This window comes from Streptomyces sp. NPDC051310 (assembly GCF_044455245.1).
Classification (GTDB): domain Bacteria; phylum Actinomycetota; class Actinomycetes; order Streptomycetales; family Streptomycetaceae; genus Streptomyces.
The window spans coordinates 83361-99769 of sequence record NZ_JBITEO010000010.1 but is presented as its reverse complement, the minus strand read 5'-3'; the positions used below and the strand labels follow the sequence as shown (position 1 = coordinate 99769).

Below are 16409 nucleotides of genomic sequence, written 5' to 3'. Positions count from 1 at the left end.
TGGCACCCGCCACTGACAACGGGCGGGATCAGCCGCCGCTCACGCCGCGGCGTGGAACAGCGCCGCCGCCTCGCCGCGCGAGCCGACGCCGAGCTTGGTCAGGATGTTGGCCACGTGGAACTTCACCGTGGACTCGCTGATGTGCAGCTCCTGGGCGATCGCACGGTTGCGGTGCCCCAGCGCGAGGTGCGTCAGCACCTCCAGCTCGCGTTCGCCCAGCGAGGTCAGCGGGTGCGGAGCCGGCTCCTGGGCCGCGCGCAGCGGGACGGTGGCGGTGACGGTCGTGCCCCAGCCGGGCACGGCGTCCACGTCCAGGCGCCCGTCGAGGACGTCGAGCCGCTCACGGACCCGGCCCGGGCTCAGGGTGCACAGCGAGAGCGTGCCCGGTCCGTCGTCGCGCACCGCGGCCCGCAGCTCGTCGTCGGTGACCTGCCAGCCGATGTGGACCCGCGACACCGCCTCCTGCTCCAGCACCTTCATCAGCACCGCCAGGACCACCGCGCGGGCCGTGTGCGCCACGTCCGCGGCCAGCGGGCGGGTGGACCCGGGCCCGCCCAGCTCCAGGCGTACCGGGCTGTAGCGCACGAGCGGGCGCAGCGAATCCGCGAGCCGGGCGAACGCCTGGTCGGCCGGCTCCTCGGCGATCCGCTGGTCCCGCTCGGCCTGCGCCCGCAGCTCGACGAGCGCCGAGACGGCCAGGTCGGTGGCGGCGGCGCGGGCGGCCGCGTCGTCCAGGGTGCGGCTGCGCAGCACCCCGAGCAGGCTCGTCAGGGTTGCCGCGTGGGTCTCGCCCAGCTCGGCGATCACCCGGGCCCGCGTCCCGGCGGCGGTGCGCGAGCGGGCGAGCGCCCCGGGCACCGCCTCGGCGGCCAGCCGGTCGAAATGGCTGGTCACGAGGTCCCACAGGGCTTGCACGAGCGCGACGGCCGCCTCGTCGGACCCGGGCTCCCCGAACTCCCCGGTCGCTCCCGGTTCCATGACCTCGCCGGACTGCCCGGCTGTCCCGGTCTGCACGGCTGTTCCTTGAGCGGTGCTCTCGTCGCGGATCACCACCAGCACCGCGCCGCGGGGCGTCGCGTCGCTGCGCACCACGAGCACCGCACAGTCCGCGCCCGCGAGACGCAGCGTGCCCTGCCAGGGGCGGCCCGCGACACCGGAGGCCAGCAGTGGGGCCAGGTCGGCGGTGGTGAGCCGGTCGGTGATGTCCGCTTCGCCGTACGTCTTGAACGGCGAGTGCGCGCAGTGCGTCGACAACTCGGCGACCGCCCGGTGCGGGACGACGTCGGCCAGCACCCGGGACAGCCGGGGCAGGATCTGCCCGAGCGGCTGCCGGATCACGTCGTACGCGGCGGACAGGGCGGTGAGGGCCGTCATCGCTTCCATGTGCCCCAGCCTAGGGAGCCGGGGGACCCCGTCCTGTCCTTTCGGACAGGTCCGACTGTCCCGAGGACCGGCCCGGTCCGGGGGCCGGCTCCCCGAGGCTTGAGTCGTCAACACGACCAGTCCTACGGGGAGTAGACATGAAGGCGATCACCTACACCGAGTTCGGCGGCCCGGACGTCCTCACCTTCGGGGAGACCGGCAAGCCCGTCCCGGGCGCGGGGGAGGTACGGGTCCGGGTGGTGGCGGTCGGCGTCAACCCGCTCGACTACAAGCGCCGTTACGGATGGGTGGAGGAGTTCTACCCGACGACCTTCCCCGCCGTGCCCGGCCTGGAGTTCGCCGGCGTCGTGGATGCACTCGGCGACGGCGTCACCCAATTCGCCGTGGGCGACGAGGTGTTCGGCTGGACCAGGACCGGCGCGTACGCCGAATACGCCATAGCCGGCGACATCGTGCACAAGCCGGCCGGACTCTCCTTCGAGGCCGCCGCCACGCTGCCCGTCGCGGGGGAGACCACCCGGCGCGTCCTCGGCCTGCTCGGGCTCGAGGCCGGCGAGACCCTGCTGCTGCACGGCGCGGCGGGTGCGGTCGGGCAGGTCGCGGTGCAGCTCGCCGTGGCGCTCGGCGCGACCGTCATCGGTACCGCGTCGCCCGCCAACCACGACTTCCTGCGCAGCCTCGGAGCGGTCCCCGTGGCCTACGGGGACGGGCTCGCCGACCGCGTCCGCGCGGCCGCGCCGCAGGGCGTCGACGCGGTGTTCGACGCGGCCGGGCACGGCACCCTGCCCGCCTCGATCGAGCTGCTGGGCGGCAGGACGGACCGGATCGTCACCATCGCGGCGACGGACGCCGCGTCCTACGGGGTCGTCTTCTCGGGCGGCGGCACTCCGCCCGAGGCCGTCCGGGCGGGTCTCGTCGAGCACGGCCGCCTCGCCGCCGAGGGCCGGCTGCACGTGCCGGTCGTCGGGACCTTCCCGCTCGCCGAGGCGGCGAAGGCGCAGGAGCTGAGCGAGGCGGGACACGTGCGCGGCAAGCTGATCATCACCGTGTGAACCGGACCGGTGGCGGTGATGCCGCCGCGCGAACCGGGTGGGGCGTGTTGGCCGGAGACCGTGAACCGGTGACAGGCCGGCCGTGCGCCCGGTGCGGGGGACCGGGCGATGGTGGCGGGGGCCGGGCGGCCGGGGCGAGGGCCGGGCGATGGTGAGTGGGACCGGGCGGCCGGGGCGAGGGCCGGGCGATGGTGAAGGGCCGGGCGGCCCAGGGGTGGGTAAGGTGGCCCGGCCCCGGAGCTCCCGTCCCTGCTCCACCGGCCGGATGAAGGGTGAGTCATGGCGCGTGCCGGTCTGACGGCCGACCGACTGACGCAGGCCGCGGCGGACCTGGCGGACGAGGTCGGCCTGGACAAGGTCACCGTGTCCGCGCTGGCCCGGCGCTTCGGCGTCAAGGACGCGAGCCTGTACTCACACGTCAGGAACCTCGCCGACCTGCGCACCCGGGTCGCGGTGCTCGCCGCCGGCGAGTTCGCCGACCGGCTCACCGCGGCGGTGGCCGGCCGCGCGGGCGGTGACGCGCTGCGGGCGTTCGCCGACGCGTACCGGGCGTTCGCCGTGGAGCACCCCGGGCGGTACGCGGCGTACCAGCTGAGGCTCGACCCGGACGTCGTCGCCGCGTCGCCGGGGCACCTGCGCAGCATCCAGGCCACGACCGCCGTGCTCGCCGGGTACGGCCTGGCCGAGCCCGACCTCACGGACGCGGTGCGACTGCTGCGCAGCGCGTTCCACGGGTGGGCCGGTATCGAGGGGGCCTCGGGCTTCGCCCACCCGCGGGACGTCGACACCTCGTGGTCGCGTGCGGTCGACGCGCTCGACCTGGTGCTGCGCAACTGGCCGCGCGGCGCGTAGGGACCGCCCCTCCGAGGGCCCGGCAGCAGGATCCCGGCCGGGCGCCGGCGGTCAGCGGGCGCGGCGGCACATCAGCAGCGCGGACGGAACCGCCACCAGGACGCAGCCCGCCAGGGCCCCGGCGAGCACCGGCCAGGGGAGCGTGAGGGTCACCGGTGCCGACAGGACCGCGAGCGCCGTGGCGAGCCCCGACAGGTTGACGGCGGTCACCGCCGCGCCCAGCACGGCCCCGATCCCCACCGCCACCAGCGTCTCGACGGCCACGACCCGCAGCACCTGGGCGCGCGTCGCGCCGGTCAGCCGGAGCGAACGCAGTTCCCGGCCGCGTACCGACGTGGCCATCAGCAGCGTGTTGGCCAGCGAGATCGCCGTGTAGAGCAGGGCGATGCCGAGCACCACCAGCAGGCCCAGCCGGGTCTGCGGGCTGGTGGCCGGAGCGGCCCACGCGTCGGCCGTCGTCACCGTGCCGCCGGTGGCCTTGCGCAGGGCAGCCGCCACGGCCGCCGGGTCGGCGTCCGGCGCCAGGCGCACGTCGATGCGGTCGACCGCCGCCGCGCGGGCGTTCGCGGCCGTGACGTACGGGCCGTTGCCGCCGGTGCCGAGCGCCAGCACGGCCGCGATCCGCAGCGATGCCCGCCGTCCGTCGCCCAGCCGCACGTCCACCCGTTCGCCGACCGTCCGCCGCTCCCACTCCTCGTTGACGATGATCGACTCGTCGTCCAGGTCCCGTACGTCACCCGCCACCACCGGCAGCCGCGCCAGCTCCGCGAAGGCCGCCGGGTCGGCGACCGCCCGCGTCGCGTACCGGACGACGGCCACGTCCCCGTCCCGTACGAAGACGGCGGTCGGCGCCGTGGGGGAGAGCGTGGCGCCGCGCACGGGGGCCGGGGTCAGCGCGTCGCCCGTCACGACGAGGTCCGCGGCCGTCTGCCCGCGCGCCTCCGCGGCCTTGGACGCCGTCACCGTCTCCGCCGTGCCCATCAGGGACCCGGCCATCGCGACCGTCACCAGGACGGGTGCGGCGACGGCCGCGGTCCGCCGCAGGGCCGCGGTGGTGTTCGCGCGCACCAGCATGCCGGTGACGCCGGGCAGCGGCAGGGCGCGCGCCACCGGGCGGACGAGCAGCGGCGCCAGCAGGGCCACCGCGGTGATCAGGATCATCGGCTGGGTCGTGTACGTCTTGCGGTTGAGCAGGTCCGAGGGGTCGGTGAGCAGCGTCCGGCAGAGGAGGCCGAGGCCCGTCAGCAGCAGGGCCGCGCCCAGCAGGCGCCGGCTCAGCGGCAGTACGCCCCGGTCGACGTCCGCCTCGCGCAGTGCCTCGGCGGGGCCCGTGCGCCCGGCCCGGCGCGCCGCCGCCCAGGCACCGGTGACGGCGACCAGCAGCCCGGTCCAGAAGGCCATGTGGAACGGCCAGGCGGCGTCGCCGATCGCGAACCAGGCGGGCGCGATGCCGCCGTCCACGAGGACCCGGGCCAATACGGGAGCACCCCACGCCCCGAGCGCGCACCCCGCGGCCGACGCGGCGACCCCGACGAGCACCGCCTCGGTGAGCAGTGCGCGGCGCACCTGGCCGGGTGTCGCGCCGGCCAGCCGCAGCAGGCCGAACTCCCGCCGGCGCAGCGCCACCGCGAAGGCGAACGTCGAGGCCACCACAAAGACCGACACGAAGGCGGTGACGCCGCCGGCGGTGCCCAGCAGGGCGTTCACCGTGACGAGCGCCTCCGCGTCCCGCTCCGGCTCCGGGTCGGCCTGCCGCCGCTCGTCCCCCGTCAGCACCCGCCCGCGGTCGCCGACGACACGGCGTACGGCGCCGGGGTCGGCATCGACTCCCACCGCGTCGACCGGCGCGCCGGGGCGGCCGTCGGTCCGTACCTCGCCGAGCGCGCGCAGGTCGCGCAGCAGACCGGCGTCCACAGGGTGTGGATGGGGCAGCTTGTGCGTGCGGCCCCCGGCCGTGAGGGTGTCCTGGCCGATGACCACCACCGGTGACGCCGCGAACCGCTGCGGCGCCCGCTCCGGTGCTGCGAAGGTCGAGGCCAGGCCCAGTCCCATCGTCGCGAGCAGTCCCACGCCGAGCGCGAGGGCGACGAAGCTGCCCATGAACGAGGCCCACCGGCCGCGCAGTCCGCTGATCGCGAGGTTCAGCACGGGACACGCTCCGTCCCGGTGCCGTGCGGCGCGGTGCCGTCCGCACCGGCGTGCTCCAGGGTCGCCATGCGGGTGGCGACCTGCTCGGCGGTGGGCGCGGTGAGTTCGCCGCTCACCCGGCCGTCGACCAGGAAGACCACCCGGTCCGCGCGGGCGGCCGCCACCGGATCGTGCGTCACCATGATGATCGTCTGGCCGTCCCGGTCCACCAGCTCCCGCAGCATGCCGAGCACCTGACGGCTGCTCGTGGTGTCCAGGGCCCCCGTGGGCTCGTCCCCGAAGAGCACGGCCGGCCGCGTGATCAGCGCCCGCGCGATGGCCACCCGCTGCTGCTGGCCGCCCGACAGTTCACCCGGCCGGTGTCCCGCCCGGCCCTCCAGGCCCACCCGCGCCAGTGCCGCCCGGACCTCGGCCCGTGACGGGCGCCGCCCGGCGAGCCGCAACGGCAGTGCGACGTTCTGCGCGGCGGTCAGCGACGGCAGCAGGTTGAACGCCTGGAAGACGAATCCGATCCGCTCCCGCCGCAGCAGCGTCAGCCGCCGCTCGCTGAGCCCGCCCAGGTCGATGCCGTCGATCTCCACGCGTCCGCTCGTGGGCCGGTCGAGCCCGGCGGCGCACTGCAGCAGCGTCGACTTGCCGGACCCGGAGGGCCCCATCACGGCCGTGAAGGTGCCGGTACGGAAGGCGAGGTCCACCCCGTCGAGCGCGCGGACGTCGCGGTGGAGCCGGCGGAGAGCGGTGAGCCGCACGGCCGGTGTGGTGGTCGCCGCCGCGGGCGCCGTCGATACCGCGGGTGCGGTGGGCGTCGCCGGTGCGGTGGCTGTCGTGGCTGTCGTGGCTGTCGTGGGTGCGGTGGAGGGCGTGGGTGCGGTGGGTGTTCCGGTCATGTACCGAGCCAACCGCCGCGGGGCCTGCGGATCACGACCACTGCCGGGTGTCCCAGGGGTAGGGCAGGCCCTACCCCCGGACGAGCTCGCGGTACACCTCCAGCGCCGGCCGCGGCTCGCGCCCGAGCAGACGGCGCAGGTCACCCTGGAGCTCACGGCCGTCCAGGAAGCCGTGGGCCACGGCCGAGTACGTGCCGGTCAGCATCGGTATCTGGAACGGGGCCGCGCCCGACGCGCCGAGCGCGGACCGGGCCGACGCGAGACTCGCCGGTTCGTACGCGGCGGAGACCGCGTCCGCCAGGTCCGCGCCGCCCAGCGGCCGCTCACCGACCAGCTCGTAGACGCGGCCGGCGTGCGGCACCGGGTCCGTGGCGACGCGCACCGCGACCTCGGCGAGGTCCGCGCGGGCCACCGCCGCCAGGCGGCCGTCGCCCAGGGGCGCGGTGATACGGCCGTCCTCGCCGGGCGCCGCGAGGTGCGCCAGCAGCTCGGCGTACAGGCCGTTGCGCAGGATCGTCCAGCGGACCGCCGACCGGCGCAGGCGGCGCTCGGTCCAGCGGTGGGCGAGCGCGTACGGCAGGTGGTCGCCGTCCCCGGAGAGGCTCGTGTACACGATGTGGGCCACGCCGGCCTTCTCGGCCGCCGAGATCGCCGCCTCGTGGCGGGCGACGACGGTGTCGTCCTCGCCGTACCCCGCCGAGATCAGCAGCAGGGTGTCCACGCCGGCGAAGGCGTCCGGGAGGGAGTCCGGGTCGTCGAAGTCGACGCGTCGGCCGGCACCGGGGACGCCGGCCGGGGTACGGGTGCCGAGGAGGACGTCCGCACGCCCCTCGAGCCGCTCGGCGATCAGTCGGCCGAGTCCGCCCGAGGCCCCCGTGATCAGCAGCATGGCAAGGTCCTTCCACTCATGGTCGCAGTCGCAGTCGCAGTCGCAGTCGCTGCCGCGCTCGCTGTCGGAGGCGGCTGCGACCATGGTGTTCGGGTGGCAGGGGTTCGCGTAAGGAGGCACTTTGATGTCAGTCGGGCACACGGAGGTAACCGGGGACGCCACCGGACCTGTGGTCAGCTGCGCCGAGGAGTGCGGCGTCCGCGACGTCCAGGACCGCCTCGGCGACAAGTGGACGGTGCACGTCGTGGTGGAACTGGCCGCGGGAGTCCGGCGCTTCAAGGAGCTCCAGCGGCTGGTCCCCGGCATTTCGCAGCGCATGCTGACGCTGACCCTGCGCCGGCTGGAGCGGGACGGGCTGGTGACGCGGACCGTGTACGCGACCGTGCCGCCGCAGGTGGAGTACGAGCTGACCGGGACGGGGCACAGCATGACGCACCTGATCAAAGCGCTGGTCGACTGGTCGCTGGAGCACCGCCCGGTGATAGCGCAGGCGCGCCGCGACTTCGACGAGCGGCAGCCGTGAGCGGCACGGTCGAGCGCGCGCTGGCCGCCGCGCTGTACGCCGGGGAGGACACCGCCCTCGACACCGGCGCGTCGCTCCTCGCCGCCGACCCCGGAGCCGACGCGGAACTCGCACGGCGGGGCGAGGAGTTCCTGCGGCGGGCCTGGGAACGCGGCTGGCAGCCGGCCGATGTCGTCCGGCTGGTCCGGCGCGACCTCGACGAGCCCCATGTGCGGCTGGTCGCCGGCCTGATCACCGCCGAGACCCGGGCGTACCGCGAGCTGCCGCCCCGCTGGTCCGCGCAGCTCGCCGAGCTGGAGCCGGAGCCCTGGCGCGCGGACCGGTTCTCGTACGCCACGGCCGTGCTGGAGCTGTACCGGCTGCTCGCCCGGCTGCCCGCGATCGAGCCGGTCGGCCCGGTCCCGGGCGGTGCCGCCCCGCACACGGCGCCCGTGCCCGGCGAGCCGCGGATGCTCGCGCGGATCCGGGCCCTGCTGGCCAAGGCGGAGGCGACCGGCTTCCCGGAGGAGGCGGAGGCGTTCTCCGCGAAGGCGCAGGAGCTGATGGCGCGGCACAGCCTCGACGAGGCGGCCCTCGCGGCGCGCACGCACAGCTCGGACGAGCCGGCGGCGGTACGGATCGGCGTGGACGCGCCGTACGAGACGGCGAAGGCGATCCTGCTGGACGCGGTCGCCGGGGCGAACCACTGCCGGGCGGTGTGGAACGAGGCGTTCGGCTTCTCGACGGTCGTCGGGTACGAGCCGGACCTGGAGGTCGTGGAGCTGCTCTACACCTCACTGCTCGTGCAGGGCACGGGCGCGATGACGAAAGCGGAGGCCGCCCAGCGGGCCGGGGGCCGCAAGCGTACGAAGAGCTTCCGCCAGTCGTTCCTGCTGGCGTACGCGCAGCGCATCGGCGATCGGCTGGCGTCCACCTCCCGCCGCGTCTCCGCCGAGGAGCCGACCCTGCTGCCGGTGCTGGCCGCGCGGGACGTGGCGGTGACCTCGCGCGCGGAGACCATGTTCCCGCAGACCACCACGACCCGGGTGCGCGGCGCGACCGACCTCGCGGGCTGGGAGCACGGCACGGACGCCGCCGACCGGGCGCGCACGTCGCCACCGGGGGGTGTGCTGCCGCGCTAGAGCCTGCCCTCCGGGTCCTGCCGCGTGCGCGCGGCCCGGCCTGCACCGGAAGACGGGACCTGTCCCGTCGCGGACCTCCCGTACCTGTCCGGCGCGTCCGGTGGGCACGCCGGTGCGTCCTGCCCCACGAGCCGAACCCGGGAGCCTTGCCCACCGCGGGCCCTCCGCACGAGCCGAACCCGGGAGCCGGCCGCGCTCGCCGGGCCACCGGGAGCCGGCCCACCGCGAGCCCGGCCCCGCCCGCCGAGCCGTCGCGAGCCGTCCCCCGCCGAGCGGGTCACCCCCGCCCGGCCCGGCGCCGCCCGGCCCGGCGCCGCCCGGCCGAACTGCACGGTGCGCGCGGCCTCGCCGAGCGGATCGGGCCGGTGCTCGCCTCGCTCGCCGACCCGGCGGTCGGGGGTACCCCGCGAGGACCCGCAGCGCGAGCGGGTGCGCGAACTCCTCGACACCGCCGGGGCCGTGCTCGACGCCGCCGCGACGGAGCTTTACGGCTGCGGCGGCAGGGACGGCAGCGATGTCGGCAGGTCCTCGCCCAGCGGCGATTTGGCCAGCGTCTCCTTCTTGCCGCTGTCCCAGGTGACGACGATCTTCCGGCCGTCGCTCGTCTCCGCCGAGCCGCTCGCGCGGTCGGTGCTGCCGTCGTGGCACTTCAGGGCCAGCACGACCTTGTTGCCGTCCGCGCCCTTGGCGGCGCCCTGGCAGACCCGCGAGTCGGCGAGGACGACGGCGTGCCCCTTCTTGATGGTCAGGTTCACGGCCTTGCCGTCGGTCATGCCGAGCCAGGCGCCCTCCACCCCCGCTGGGGTGGAGGCCCCGGAGCCGGAGTCCGGGTCCGCGCCCGGCGACGGGGTGGCCGTGGCCGCGCCGCCCGTGGGCCGGCCGGCCTTGTCCTTGCCCGGGCCGCCGCCCTTCTCGTCGCTCCCGCCCCCGCCGCAGCCGGTCAGCGCGAGTGCGGCGGCGAGGCCCGCCGCCGCCACGAACCCGTTCCGTACGAACCCGTTGCGTACCAGCCGGTGCACGTCACTCTCCCCCTCGATGGGCTTCGGGACCGCGCCAAGCTACCAGGCGGTACGCCCGTCATCACCAGGAGGACTTGGTGACCCCGGGCAGGAATCCGGCGTGCGCCTGCATGCGCACGTTCACCCGTGACAGGCCGAACCTCCGCAAGTGTCCGCGGGGCCGGCCGTCCACGCTGTCCCGGTTGCGTACGCGTGTGGCGCTGGCGTCGCGCGGCTGGCGGCGCAGCTCCGCCTGGGCGGCCAGGCGCTCGTCCGGGGGCGTGGACGGCCGCCGGATGATCTCCTTCAGCTCGGCGCGCCGGGCGGCGTACCGCTCGACGACCTCCTTGCGCCGGTCGTTGCGCGCGATCTTGCTCTTCTTCGCCATCAGACCTTCCCTCCCCGGGCGCGGATCCGGGCCACGGCGGCCTCGATGCCGATGGTGTCGACGGTCTTGATGCCCTTGGCGGACAGGGTGAGCCGGACGTACCGGCCCTCGCCGGGCAGCCAGTAGCGCTTGCGCTGGACGTTGGGGTCGAAGCGGCGCGACGTGCGCCGGTGCGAGTGCGAGATGCGGTTGCCGAAGCCGGGCCGGGCGCCGGTCAGCTGGCAGTGGGCGGACAAGGGTGACCTACCTCTCGGGGGGCTGTCTTGGTAATGGAAACCATTTTCACATACTCTCATCCCCATGGCCCGCAACGAACTCCGACCGGTCATCAAGCTCCGGTCCACCGCCGGCACCGGCTACACCTACGTCACCCGCAAGAACCGCCGTAACGACCCCGACCGCCTGACGCTGCGCAAGTACGACCCGGTCGTCGGGCGGCACGTCGCCTTCCGAGAGGAGCGCTGAGCCCCGCGATGAAGCCCGGCATCCATCCCCCGTACGAGCCCGTCGTCTTCCGTGACAAGGCGGGCGGCTTCGCCTTCCTGACCCGTTCCACCGCGACCAGTGACAAGACGGTCGAGTGGGAGGACGGCGCCACCTACCCCGTCATCGACGTCGAGATCTCCTCGGCGAGCCACCCCTTCTACACGGGGCAGGCGCGCGTGCTGGACACGGCCGGACGCGTCGAGAAGTTCGAGAAGCGGTACGGCCGCGGGACCGGCGGAGCCCCCGGCCGCCGCCGCGAGGGCCGCTGATGCTGTCCGTCGCGATCGTCGCAGGGCTGCACTCCGAGGCCCGCGCCGCCGCCGTGGCGCGGCTGCTCGCCACCGTCCCCGGCAGCGTGGCGCTCCACCACGACCTGTCCACCGCGGCCTCGGGCACGGTGCGGCGCACGGTGCGGGACGCCACCGGGGTCCTGTCGTCCGGTGAGACCCCGCTGGTCAACGACTGCGCGTGCTGCGCCCTGCGCGAGGACCTGGTGCCGGAGCTGGAGCGGCTGGCGGACGCGGGGCTCACCCGCCTCGCGGTGGTCGAGCTGTGGGACTCGGTCGAGCCCAAGGCGATGGCGGAGGTCGTCGCGGCCGCCGGGCTCACCGTCACCTCCGTCATCACGGCCGTCGATCCGGCGCTGCTCCTGCCGTACCTCGGCAACGGTGACGACCTGGTGGACGCGGGACTCGCCGCGGCCGCCACCGACCGGCGCACGGTCGCCGACACCTGGGCGCGCCAACTGGAGTACGCGCCGGTGCTGGCCGTCCTCGACAGCCCCGAGGCCGACGACGAGGACCGGGCCCTGCTGGCGCAGCTCCACCCGACCGCCCGGCAGGTGCGTCCGGAGGGCGGCGAGCTCGCGGCCGCGGCGCTGGCCGGCTTCGACGTGGAGGCGGCCGCCGCCGCGCAGCACCCCGCCTGCGCCCTGCTGCCGCAGGAGGCGGAGGCGCACGGCGTCGGCACGTACGTGTGGCACCGGCGCCGCCCGTTCCACCCGGAGCGGCTCTACGCGGCACTGGAGGACCTGTGCTGCGCGGCCGCCCGCAGCCGGGGCCGGTTCTGGCTGGCGGACCGGCCCGACACGCTGCTGGCCTGGGACGCGGCGGGCGGGGCGCTGTGCGTCGAGCCGGCCGGGCCGTGGCTGGCGTCGCTGCCGGACGCCGCCTGGGAGATGGTCCCGCCGGTGCGCCGGGCGGCCGCCGCGCTGGACTGGGACCCCGAGCACGGGGACCGCTGCCAGCACCTCGTCTTCACCTCGCCGGGCCTGGACCGCGAGGGCCTCGCCGAGCTCCTCGACTCCTGCCTGCTCACCGATGCCGAGTACGCCGCGGGCCGCGAGGCCTGGAAGCGGCTCCCGCCCGCCTTCGACACCCTCCTGGAGGTCTGACCCCATGTCCCCCCGCCGCTCAGCGGACCGCAAGCCCGCCAAGAACCGGCCCAACCCGCTGGACCGCGACGGCATCGCGTACATCGACTACAAGGACACCGATCTGCTGCGGAAGTTCATCTCGGACCGCGGGAAGATCCGCAGCCGCCGTGTGACGCGTGTCTCGGCCCAGCAGCAGCGGCTGCTCGCGCGGGCCATCAAGAACGCCCGCGAGATGGCCCTGCTGCCGTACGGGCCCACCGGGCGCTGACGGACCGTAGGCACCGGCCCCGTCCGTCCCGTCCGCCTCATCACAGGCCCCCTGCCTCATCGGCAGGGGGCCTGTGGCGTGCGTAGGAGACGTACGACCGCAGGTACGGGAGCCAGAAAGGCCTTTCGTGCGTCTTTACTCGCGGACGGGGGGTGTAATCGAGGGACCACCCGGCGTGCACGTGCATCTGCTCATGCACTTGCATATGAACGAAGCTATGATCACGCATAGTTGACACCTGCACCATGTATCTCGGGGAGCGTCCTGTGCACCACGTGTACAACGGCATGGCGGCCACAGAGCTTCACGGGGTGGTCTGGCAGAAGAGCAGGCACAGCAACTCGCAGGGCTCCTGCGTGGAGTTCGCGAAGCTGCCGGGCGGCGATGTCGCCGTGCGCAATTCCCGGCATCCCGACGGGCCGGCCCTGGTCTACACGCCCGCGGAGATAGAGGCGCTGCTGCTCGGCGTGAAGGACGGGGAGTTCGACCACCTGGTGGGCGGCTGATCCGCCGGCCCGCGGACGAGTGCGCGCACGCGGACGCGGCCCCGGCGGAAGGGCGCGGGGCGGGTGGCCGGTGCGCGGACGCGGCCCCGCGGAAGGACGCGGGGCGGGTGGTCGCAGTGAGGGCGCGGCCGCGCTCCCGGGTGCGGCTGGGCGGCTAGGCGGCGGGGCCCGCGGTCGGCCGTGCGGGGGCGGGCGCCTCGGGCAGCCGGAACAGCGCCCAGACCACCTTGCCGCGCAGCGTCCCGGCCAGCGGGTGCCAGCCCCAGCTGTCGCTGAAGGTCTCGACCAGGAACAGGCCGCGGCCCGACTCCGCGGCGAAGTCCTCCTCGCACTCGCGTGTGGCGGGACTGTCCGGGCTGGGGTCGCGCACCGCGCAGACGAGCCGGCCCGCCCACCGCATCAGGTGCAACCGCACCGGTGAGTCGTGCGGCGTCTCGCGCGCGGGCGGGTCCGTCGGCAGCGCGTGCCGCAGGGCGTTGGTGACGAGTTCCGAGACGACCAGCGCCACGTCGTCGAACCGCTCGCTCAGGTCCCACTGGGCCAGCGTGGCGCTGGTGAACTGGCGGGCACCGCGGACCGCTTCGTACCGCGCGGGCAGCGCGCAGGAGGCGGAGCTGGAGACGGACGCGGCGTCGATCGGTGGAAGCCCCTGCCTTAACGGCTCGAGCATGGTCGATCCATTCGTCCCCATGCGAGGCACTCCCGGGATTCGCGGCTGTGGTGCGACAACACGAACGAGTACGCAGGTGCGCGAGGACCATGGTTCCGAATGCGACCAGCTGATGCAAGGGCAGATGCACGTGCACGCGCCCGACCTGTCCCTCCCCGTGCCGGTTGCGGGCCATATCTTCCTGCGACGGATTTCACCCGGTACAGGCCAGGCTTCGGCTATCCGTAATCGGATGAGCACACGCTGAAGCGTTTAGTGGCAGAATCCGGCATCTCGGGGCTCGGGGGTGCTCCTTCGTACACATCAGCGATGGGGAGGGTTGGAAACGTGACCGCAAGCGAATCGAGCGGTTCCGTGGTGCGACGCATCCTGCTGGGTTCACAGCTGCGGCGGCTGCGTGAATCGCGCGGCATCACGCGCGAGGCCGCCGGCTACTCGATCCGGGCGTCCGAATCCAAGATCAGCCGCATGGAGTTGGGACGGGTGAGCTTCAAGGCGAGGGACGTCGAGGATCTGCTCACGCTCTACGGCGTCACCGACGAGACCGAGCGCGCCTCGCTCCTCGGCCTCGCCCGCGAGGCCAACGTCGCCGGCTGGTGGCACAGTTACGGCGACGTGCTGCCGGGCTGGTTCCAGACGTACATCGGACTGGAGGGTGCCGCCTCCCTCATCCGGATCTACGAAGTCCAGTTCGTGCACGGGCTCTTGCAGACCGAGGCGTACGCACACGCCGTCGTCACCCGCGGCATGCCCGACGCGCCGCACGCGGAGATCGACCGCCGGGTCGCGCTGCGCCTGGAGCGGCAGAAGATCCTCGTCTCGGAGCGCGCCCCGCACTTCCACGCCGTCCTCGACGAGGCCGCGCTGCGCCGCCCGTACGGCGACCGCGAGGTGATGCGCGACCAGCTCAAGCACCTGATCGAGGTCTCCGAGCGCCCCAACGTCACCCTGCAGGTCATGCCGTTCAGCTTCGGCGGCCACGCGGGCGAGAGCGGCGCCTTCACCATGCTCCGCTTCCCCGAGTCCGACCTCTCCGACATCGTCTACCTGGAGCAGCTGACCAGCGCGCTGTACCTGGACAAGCGCGAGGAGGTCGCCCAGTACGAACGGGTGATGGAGCGGCTGCACCGGGACAGCCCGGGCCCGGAGGAGAGCCGGGATCTCCTCAGGGGACTCCTCCAACTCACCTGACCCGTCAGTAGGATGACGTTTCGTCATGACGATTTCATGAGCGAAGAAGCGATGAGCGCTGCGCGTTGCCCAGCCCGCACGCCTGCCGGAAGGGATGGCATGTCCTACTTCACAGACCTGGCCCTGCAGTACATAGACGGTGAGTGGCGGGCCGGAGGCGGCTCGTGGGACATCATCGACTTCAATCCGTACAACGAGGAGAAGCTCGCCTCCATCACCGTGGCCACGGTCGACGAGGTCGATCAGGCCTACCGGGCCGCCGAGCGCGCCCAGCGGGCGTGGGCGGACACCAACCCGTACGCGCGCCGCAGCGTCTTCGAGCGCGCCGTGCGGATCATCGAGGAGCGCGAGGAGGAGATAACCGAGGCGATCATCGCCGAGCTCGGCGGCACGCGCACCAAGGCCGCCTTCGAGCTGCACCTCGCCAAGGAGTTCCTGCGCGAGGCGATCCACCTGGCGCTGCGCCCCGAGGGCCGCATCCTGCCGTCGCCCATCGACGGCAAGGAGAACCGCCTCTACCGCGTCCCGGTCGGTGTGGTGGGCGTGATCAGCCCGTTCAACTTCCCCTTCCTGCTGTCGATCAAGTCGGTCGCCCCGGCGCTCGCCCTCGGCAACGCCGTCGTCCTCAAGCCCCACCAGAACACGCCCATCCTCGGCGGCAGCCTGGTCGCGAAGGTCTTCGAGGACGCGGGGCTCCCGCCCGGCCTGCTCAACGTCGTCATCACCGACATCGCGGAGATCGGTGACGCGCTCATCGAGCACCCGGTGCCCAAGGTCATCTCCTTCACCGGCTCGGACCGCGTGGGCCGGCACGTCGCCACCGTCTGCGCCGCCCACTTCAAGCGCGCCGTGCTGGAGCTGGGCGGCAACAGCGCCCTCATCGTGCTGGACGACGCGGACCTCGACTACGCGGTCGACGCGGCGGTCTTCAGCCGTTTCGTGCACCAGGGGCAGGTCTGCATGGCCGCCAACCGGGTGCTGGTGGACCGCTCGGTCGAGAAGGAGTTCACCGAGAAGTTCGTCGCCAAGGTCCGCACCCTCAAGGCCGGCGACCCGGCCGACCCCGCCACCCACCTCGGGCCGCTCATCAACGCCACGCAGGCGGAGGCCGTCTCCTCGCTCGTCGAGCAGACCGTCGAGGCGGGCGCGACCGCCCTGGTGCGCGGCAGGACCGAGGGCAACGTGGTGGCGCCGACCGTGCTGACCGGCCTCCCGGCCGACTCCCCGGTGCTGGGCCAGGAGATCTTCGGCCCGGTGGCGGTCGTCATCCCCTTCGACGGCGAGGACGAGGCGGTACGGATCGCCAACGACACTCCGTACGGGCTGAGCGGCGCCGTCCACACGGGGGACGTGGAGCGCGGCGTACGGATTGCCCAGCGCATCCACACCGGCATGATCCACATCAATGACGCCACCGTGCACGACGAGCCGATCGTGCCGTTCGGCGGCGAGAAGCACTCGGGTGTCGGGCGGCTGAACGGCGAGGCCACGGTCGACGCGTTCACGACCTACAAGTGGATCTCCATCCAGCACGGCCGCAGCCGCTTCCCCTTCTGATCCGGTTCCCCTGCGGTCCTCCGGGACTCTCCGGCCGGAGTGGTCATAGAGGACAGGATCTGACCGCAAGGGCCCGTAGCGTGTGTGGTGTCGGAACGGCGCAGGAACCCCCTGA

The 16409-nt window shown here is 74.0% G+C and carries 19 protein-coding genes; 11 read left to right on the top strand and 8 right to left on the bottom strand.

Annotation, left to right across the window (positions count from 1 at the left end):
- Positions 1-39: 39 nt before the first annotated feature.
- The gene (locus ACIA79_RS16640) at positions 40-1383 is read right to left on the bottom strand and encodes a LuxR C-terminal-related transcriptional regulator (RefSeq protein WP_399428991.1); all 1344 of its coding nucleotides are present in this window, start codon (positions 1381-1383) and stop codon (positions 40-42) included.
- Between the two features lie 137 nt (positions 1384-1520).
- On the opposite strand from ACIA79_RS16640, the gene ACIA79_RS16635 reads away from it, so the two are divergent.
- Together ACIA79_RS16635 and ACIA79_RS16630 are read left to right on the top strand one after the other, a co-directional pair.
- A complete protein-coding gene (locus ACIA79_RS16635) occupies positions 1521-2435 on the top strand; it encodes an NADP-dependent oxidoreductase (RefSeq protein ID WP_399428990.1) in 915 nt (304 codons plus the stop codon).
- A 279-nt stretch (positions 2436-2714) separates the two neighbouring features.
- Entirely contained in the window at positions 2715-3287 is a 573-nt protein-coding gene (locus tag ACIA79_RS16630) for a TetR/AcrR family transcriptional regulator (RefSeq protein WP_399428989.1), read from the top strand.
- A gap of 51 nt (positions 3288-3338) precedes the next feature.
- Here ACIA79_RS16630 and ACIA79_RS16625 read toward each other — a convergent pair whose 3' ends face one another.
- The 3 genes from ACIA79_RS16625 to ACIA79_RS16615 form a co-directional block, all read right to left on the bottom strand.
- Positions 3339-5435: an ABC transporter permease gene (locus ACIA79_RS16625; RefSeq protein ID WP_399428987.1), complete on the bottom strand. Its 2097-nt coding sequence runs from the start codon at positions 5433-5435 to the stop codon at positions 3339-3341.
- Positions 5429-6322: an ABC transporter ATP-binding protein gene (locus ACIA79_RS16620; protein ID WP_399428986.1), complete on the bottom strand. Its 894-nt coding sequence runs from the start codon at positions 6320-6322 to the stop codon at positions 5429-5431. The genes ACIA79_RS16625 and ACIA79_RS16620 overlap by 7 nt, the downstream gene beginning before the upstream one ends.
- Before the next feature lie 70 nt (positions 6323-6392).
- Complete coding sequence (locus tag ACIA79_RS16615; RefSeq protein WP_399429174.1) at positions 6393-7211, bottom strand: NAD(P)H-binding protein; 819 nt, start codon at positions 7209-7211, stop codon at positions 6393-6395.
- A 124-nt stretch (positions 7212-7335) separates the two neighbouring features.
- Here ACIA79_RS16615 and ACIA79_RS16610 point away from each other — a divergent pair, with 124 nt between their 5' ends.
- Both ACIA79_RS16610 and ACIA79_RS16605 read left to right on the top strand, forming a co-directional pair.
- Positions 7336-7734: a winged helix-turn-helix transcriptional regulator gene (locus ACIA79_RS16610; protein ID WP_399428985.1), complete on the top strand. Its 399-nt coding sequence runs from the start codon at positions 7336-7338 to the stop codon at positions 7732-7734.
- Positions 7731-8855: a DUF2786 domain-containing protein gene (locus tag ACIA79_RS16605; protein ID WP_399428984.1), complete on the top strand. Its 1125-nt coding sequence runs from the start codon at positions 7731-7733 to the stop codon at positions 8853-8855. The genes ACIA79_RS16610 and ACIA79_RS16605 overlap by 4 nt, the downstream gene beginning before the upstream one ends.
- Positions 8856-9340: 485 nt before the next feature.
- Here ACIA79_RS16605 and ACIA79_RS16600 read toward each other — a convergent pair whose 3' ends face one another.
- The 3 genes from ACIA79_RS16600 to rpmB form a co-directional block, all read right to left on the bottom strand.
- Complete coding sequence (locus tag ACIA79_RS16600) at positions 9341-9874, bottom strand: hypothetical protein (protein WP_399428983.1); 534 nt, start codon at positions 9872-9874, stop codon at positions 9341-9343.
- A 61-nt stretch (positions 9875-9935) separates the two neighbouring features.
- A complete protein-coding gene (rpsN, locus tag ACIA79_RS16595; RefSeq protein WP_399428981.1) occupies positions 9936-10241 on the bottom strand; it encodes a 30S ribosomal protein S14 in 306 nt (101 codons plus the stop codon).
- Complete coding sequence (rpmB, locus tag ACIA79_RS16590) at positions 10241-10477, bottom strand: 50S ribosomal protein L28 (protein WP_399428980.1); 237 nt, start codon at positions 10475-10477, stop codon at positions 10241-10243. The genes rpsN and rpmB overlap by 1 nt, the downstream gene beginning before the upstream one ends.
- A 64-nt stretch (positions 10478-10541) precedes the next feature.
- Here rpmB and rpmG point away from each other — a divergent pair, with 64 nt between their 5' ends.
- From rpmG to ACIA79_RS16565, 5 genes are all read left to right on the top strand, one after another.
- Entirely contained in the window at positions 10542-10706 is a 165-nt protein-coding gene (rpmG, locus tag ACIA79_RS16585) for a 50S ribosomal protein L33 (RefSeq protein ID WP_399428979.1), read from the top strand.
- Between the two features lie 8 nt (positions 10707-10714).
- The gene (locus tag ACIA79_RS16580) at positions 10715-10996 is read left to right on the top strand and encodes a type B 50S ribosomal protein L31 (RefSeq protein WP_399428978.1); all 282 of its coding nucleotides are present in this window, start codon (positions 10715-10717) and stop codon (positions 10994-10996) included.
- Positions 10996-12120, top strand: coding sequence for a CobW family GTP-binding protein (locus tag ACIA79_RS16575; RefSeq protein ID WP_399428976.1), 1125 nt, complete (start codon positions 10996-10998; stop codon positions 12118-12120). The genes ACIA79_RS16580 and ACIA79_RS16575 overlap by 1 nt, the downstream gene beginning before the upstream one ends.
- 4 nt (positions 12121-12124) lie before the next feature.
- Positions 12125-12370, top strand: a complete 246-nt coding sequence (gene rpsR, locus ACIA79_RS16570) for a 30S ribosomal protein S18 (RefSeq protein ID WP_399428975.1) — start codon at positions 12125-12127, stop codon at positions 12368-12370.
- Between the two features lie 266 nt (positions 12371-12636).
- Complete coding sequence (locus ACIA79_RS16565) at positions 12637-12876, top strand: DUF397 domain-containing protein (protein WP_355363110.1); 240 nt, start codon at positions 12637-12639, stop codon at positions 12874-12876.
- A 154-nt stretch (positions 12877-13030) separates the two neighbouring features.
- Here ACIA79_RS16565 and ACIA79_RS16560 read toward each other — a convergent pair whose 3' ends face one another.
- The gene (locus ACIA79_RS16560) at positions 13031-13567 is read right to left on the bottom strand and encodes an ATP-binding protein (RefSeq protein WP_399428974.1); all 537 of its coding nucleotides are present in this window, start codon (positions 13565-13567) and stop codon (positions 13031-13033) included.
- A 306-nt stretch (positions 13568-13873) separates the two neighbouring features.
- Between ACIA79_RS16560 and ACIA79_RS16555 the strand changes: the two genes are divergently transcribed.
- Both ACIA79_RS16555 and ACIA79_RS16550 read left to right on the top strand, forming a co-directional pair.
- Positions 13874-14737, top strand: a complete 864-nt coding sequence (locus ACIA79_RS16555) for a helix-turn-helix domain-containing protein (protein WP_399428973.1) — start codon at positions 13874-13876, stop codon at positions 14735-14737.
- Between the two features lie 99 nt (positions 14738-14836).
- On the top strand, positions 14837-16294 hold the full coding sequence (locus tag ACIA79_RS16550; protein WP_399428972.1) for an aldehyde dehydrogenase family protein: 1458 nt from the start codon (positions 14837-14839) through the stop codon (positions 16292-16294).
- The last annotated feature ends 115 nt before the right edge of the window (positions 16295-16409 follow it).

What these genes read in the sequence shown, in the direction of transcription:
- ACIA79_RS16640 (WP_399428991.1), bottom strand. Translation starts at nt 1,383, where the DNA reads ATGGAAGCGATGACGGCCCTCACCGCCCTGTCCGCCGCGTACGACGTG.
- ACIA79_RS16635 (WP_399428990.1), top strand. Translation starts at nt 1,521, where the DNA reads ATGAAGGCGATCACCTACACCGAGTTCGGCGGCCCGGACGTCCTCACC.
- ACIA79_RS16630 (WP_399428989.1), top strand. Translation starts at nt 2,715, where the DNA reads ATGGCGCGTGCCGGTCTGACGGCCGACCGACTGACGCAGGCCGCGGCG.
- ACIA79_RS16620 (WP_399428986.1), bottom strand. Translation starts at nt 6,322, where the DNA reads ATGACCGGAACACCCACCGCACCCACGCCCTCCACCGCACCCACGACA.
- ACIA79_RS16615 (WP_399429174.1), bottom strand. Translation starts at nt 7,211, where the DNA reads ATGCTGCTGATCACGGGGGCCTCGGGCGGACTCGGCCGACTGATCGCC.
- ACIA79_RS16610 (WP_399428985.1), top strand. Translation starts at nt 7,336, where the DNA reads ATGTCAGTCGGGCACACGGAGGTAACCGGGGACGCCACCGGACCTGTG.
- rpsN (WP_399428981.1), bottom strand. Translation starts at nt 10,241, where the DNA reads ATGGCGAAGAAGAGCAAGATCGCGCGCAACGACCGGCGCAAGGAGGTC.
- rpmG (WP_399428979.1), top strand. Translation starts at nt 10,542, where the DNA reads ATGGCCCGCAACGAACTCCGACCGGTCATCAAGCTCCGGTCCACCGCC.
- ACIA79_RS16580 (WP_399428978.1), top strand. Translation starts at nt 10,715, where the DNA reads ATGAAGCCCGGCATCCATCCCCCGTACGAGCCCGTCGTCTTCCGTGAC.
- ACIA79_RS16575 (WP_399428976.1), top strand. Translation starts at nt 10,996, where the DNA reads ATGCTGTCCGTCGCGATCGTCGCAGGGCTGCACTCCGAGGCCCGCGCC.
- rpsR (WP_399428975.1), top strand. Translation starts at nt 12,125, where the DNA reads ATGTCCCCCCGCCGCTCAGCGGACCGCAAGCCCGCCAAGAACCGGCCC.
- ACIA79_RS16560 (WP_399428974.1), bottom strand. Translation starts at nt 13,567, where the DNA reads ATGGGGACGAATGGATCGACCATGCTCGAGCCGTTAAGGCAGGGGCTT.
- ACIA79_RS16550 (WP_399428972.1), top strand. Translation starts at nt 14,837, where the DNA reads ATGTCCTACTTCACAGACCTGGCCCTGCAGTACATAGACGGTGAGTGG.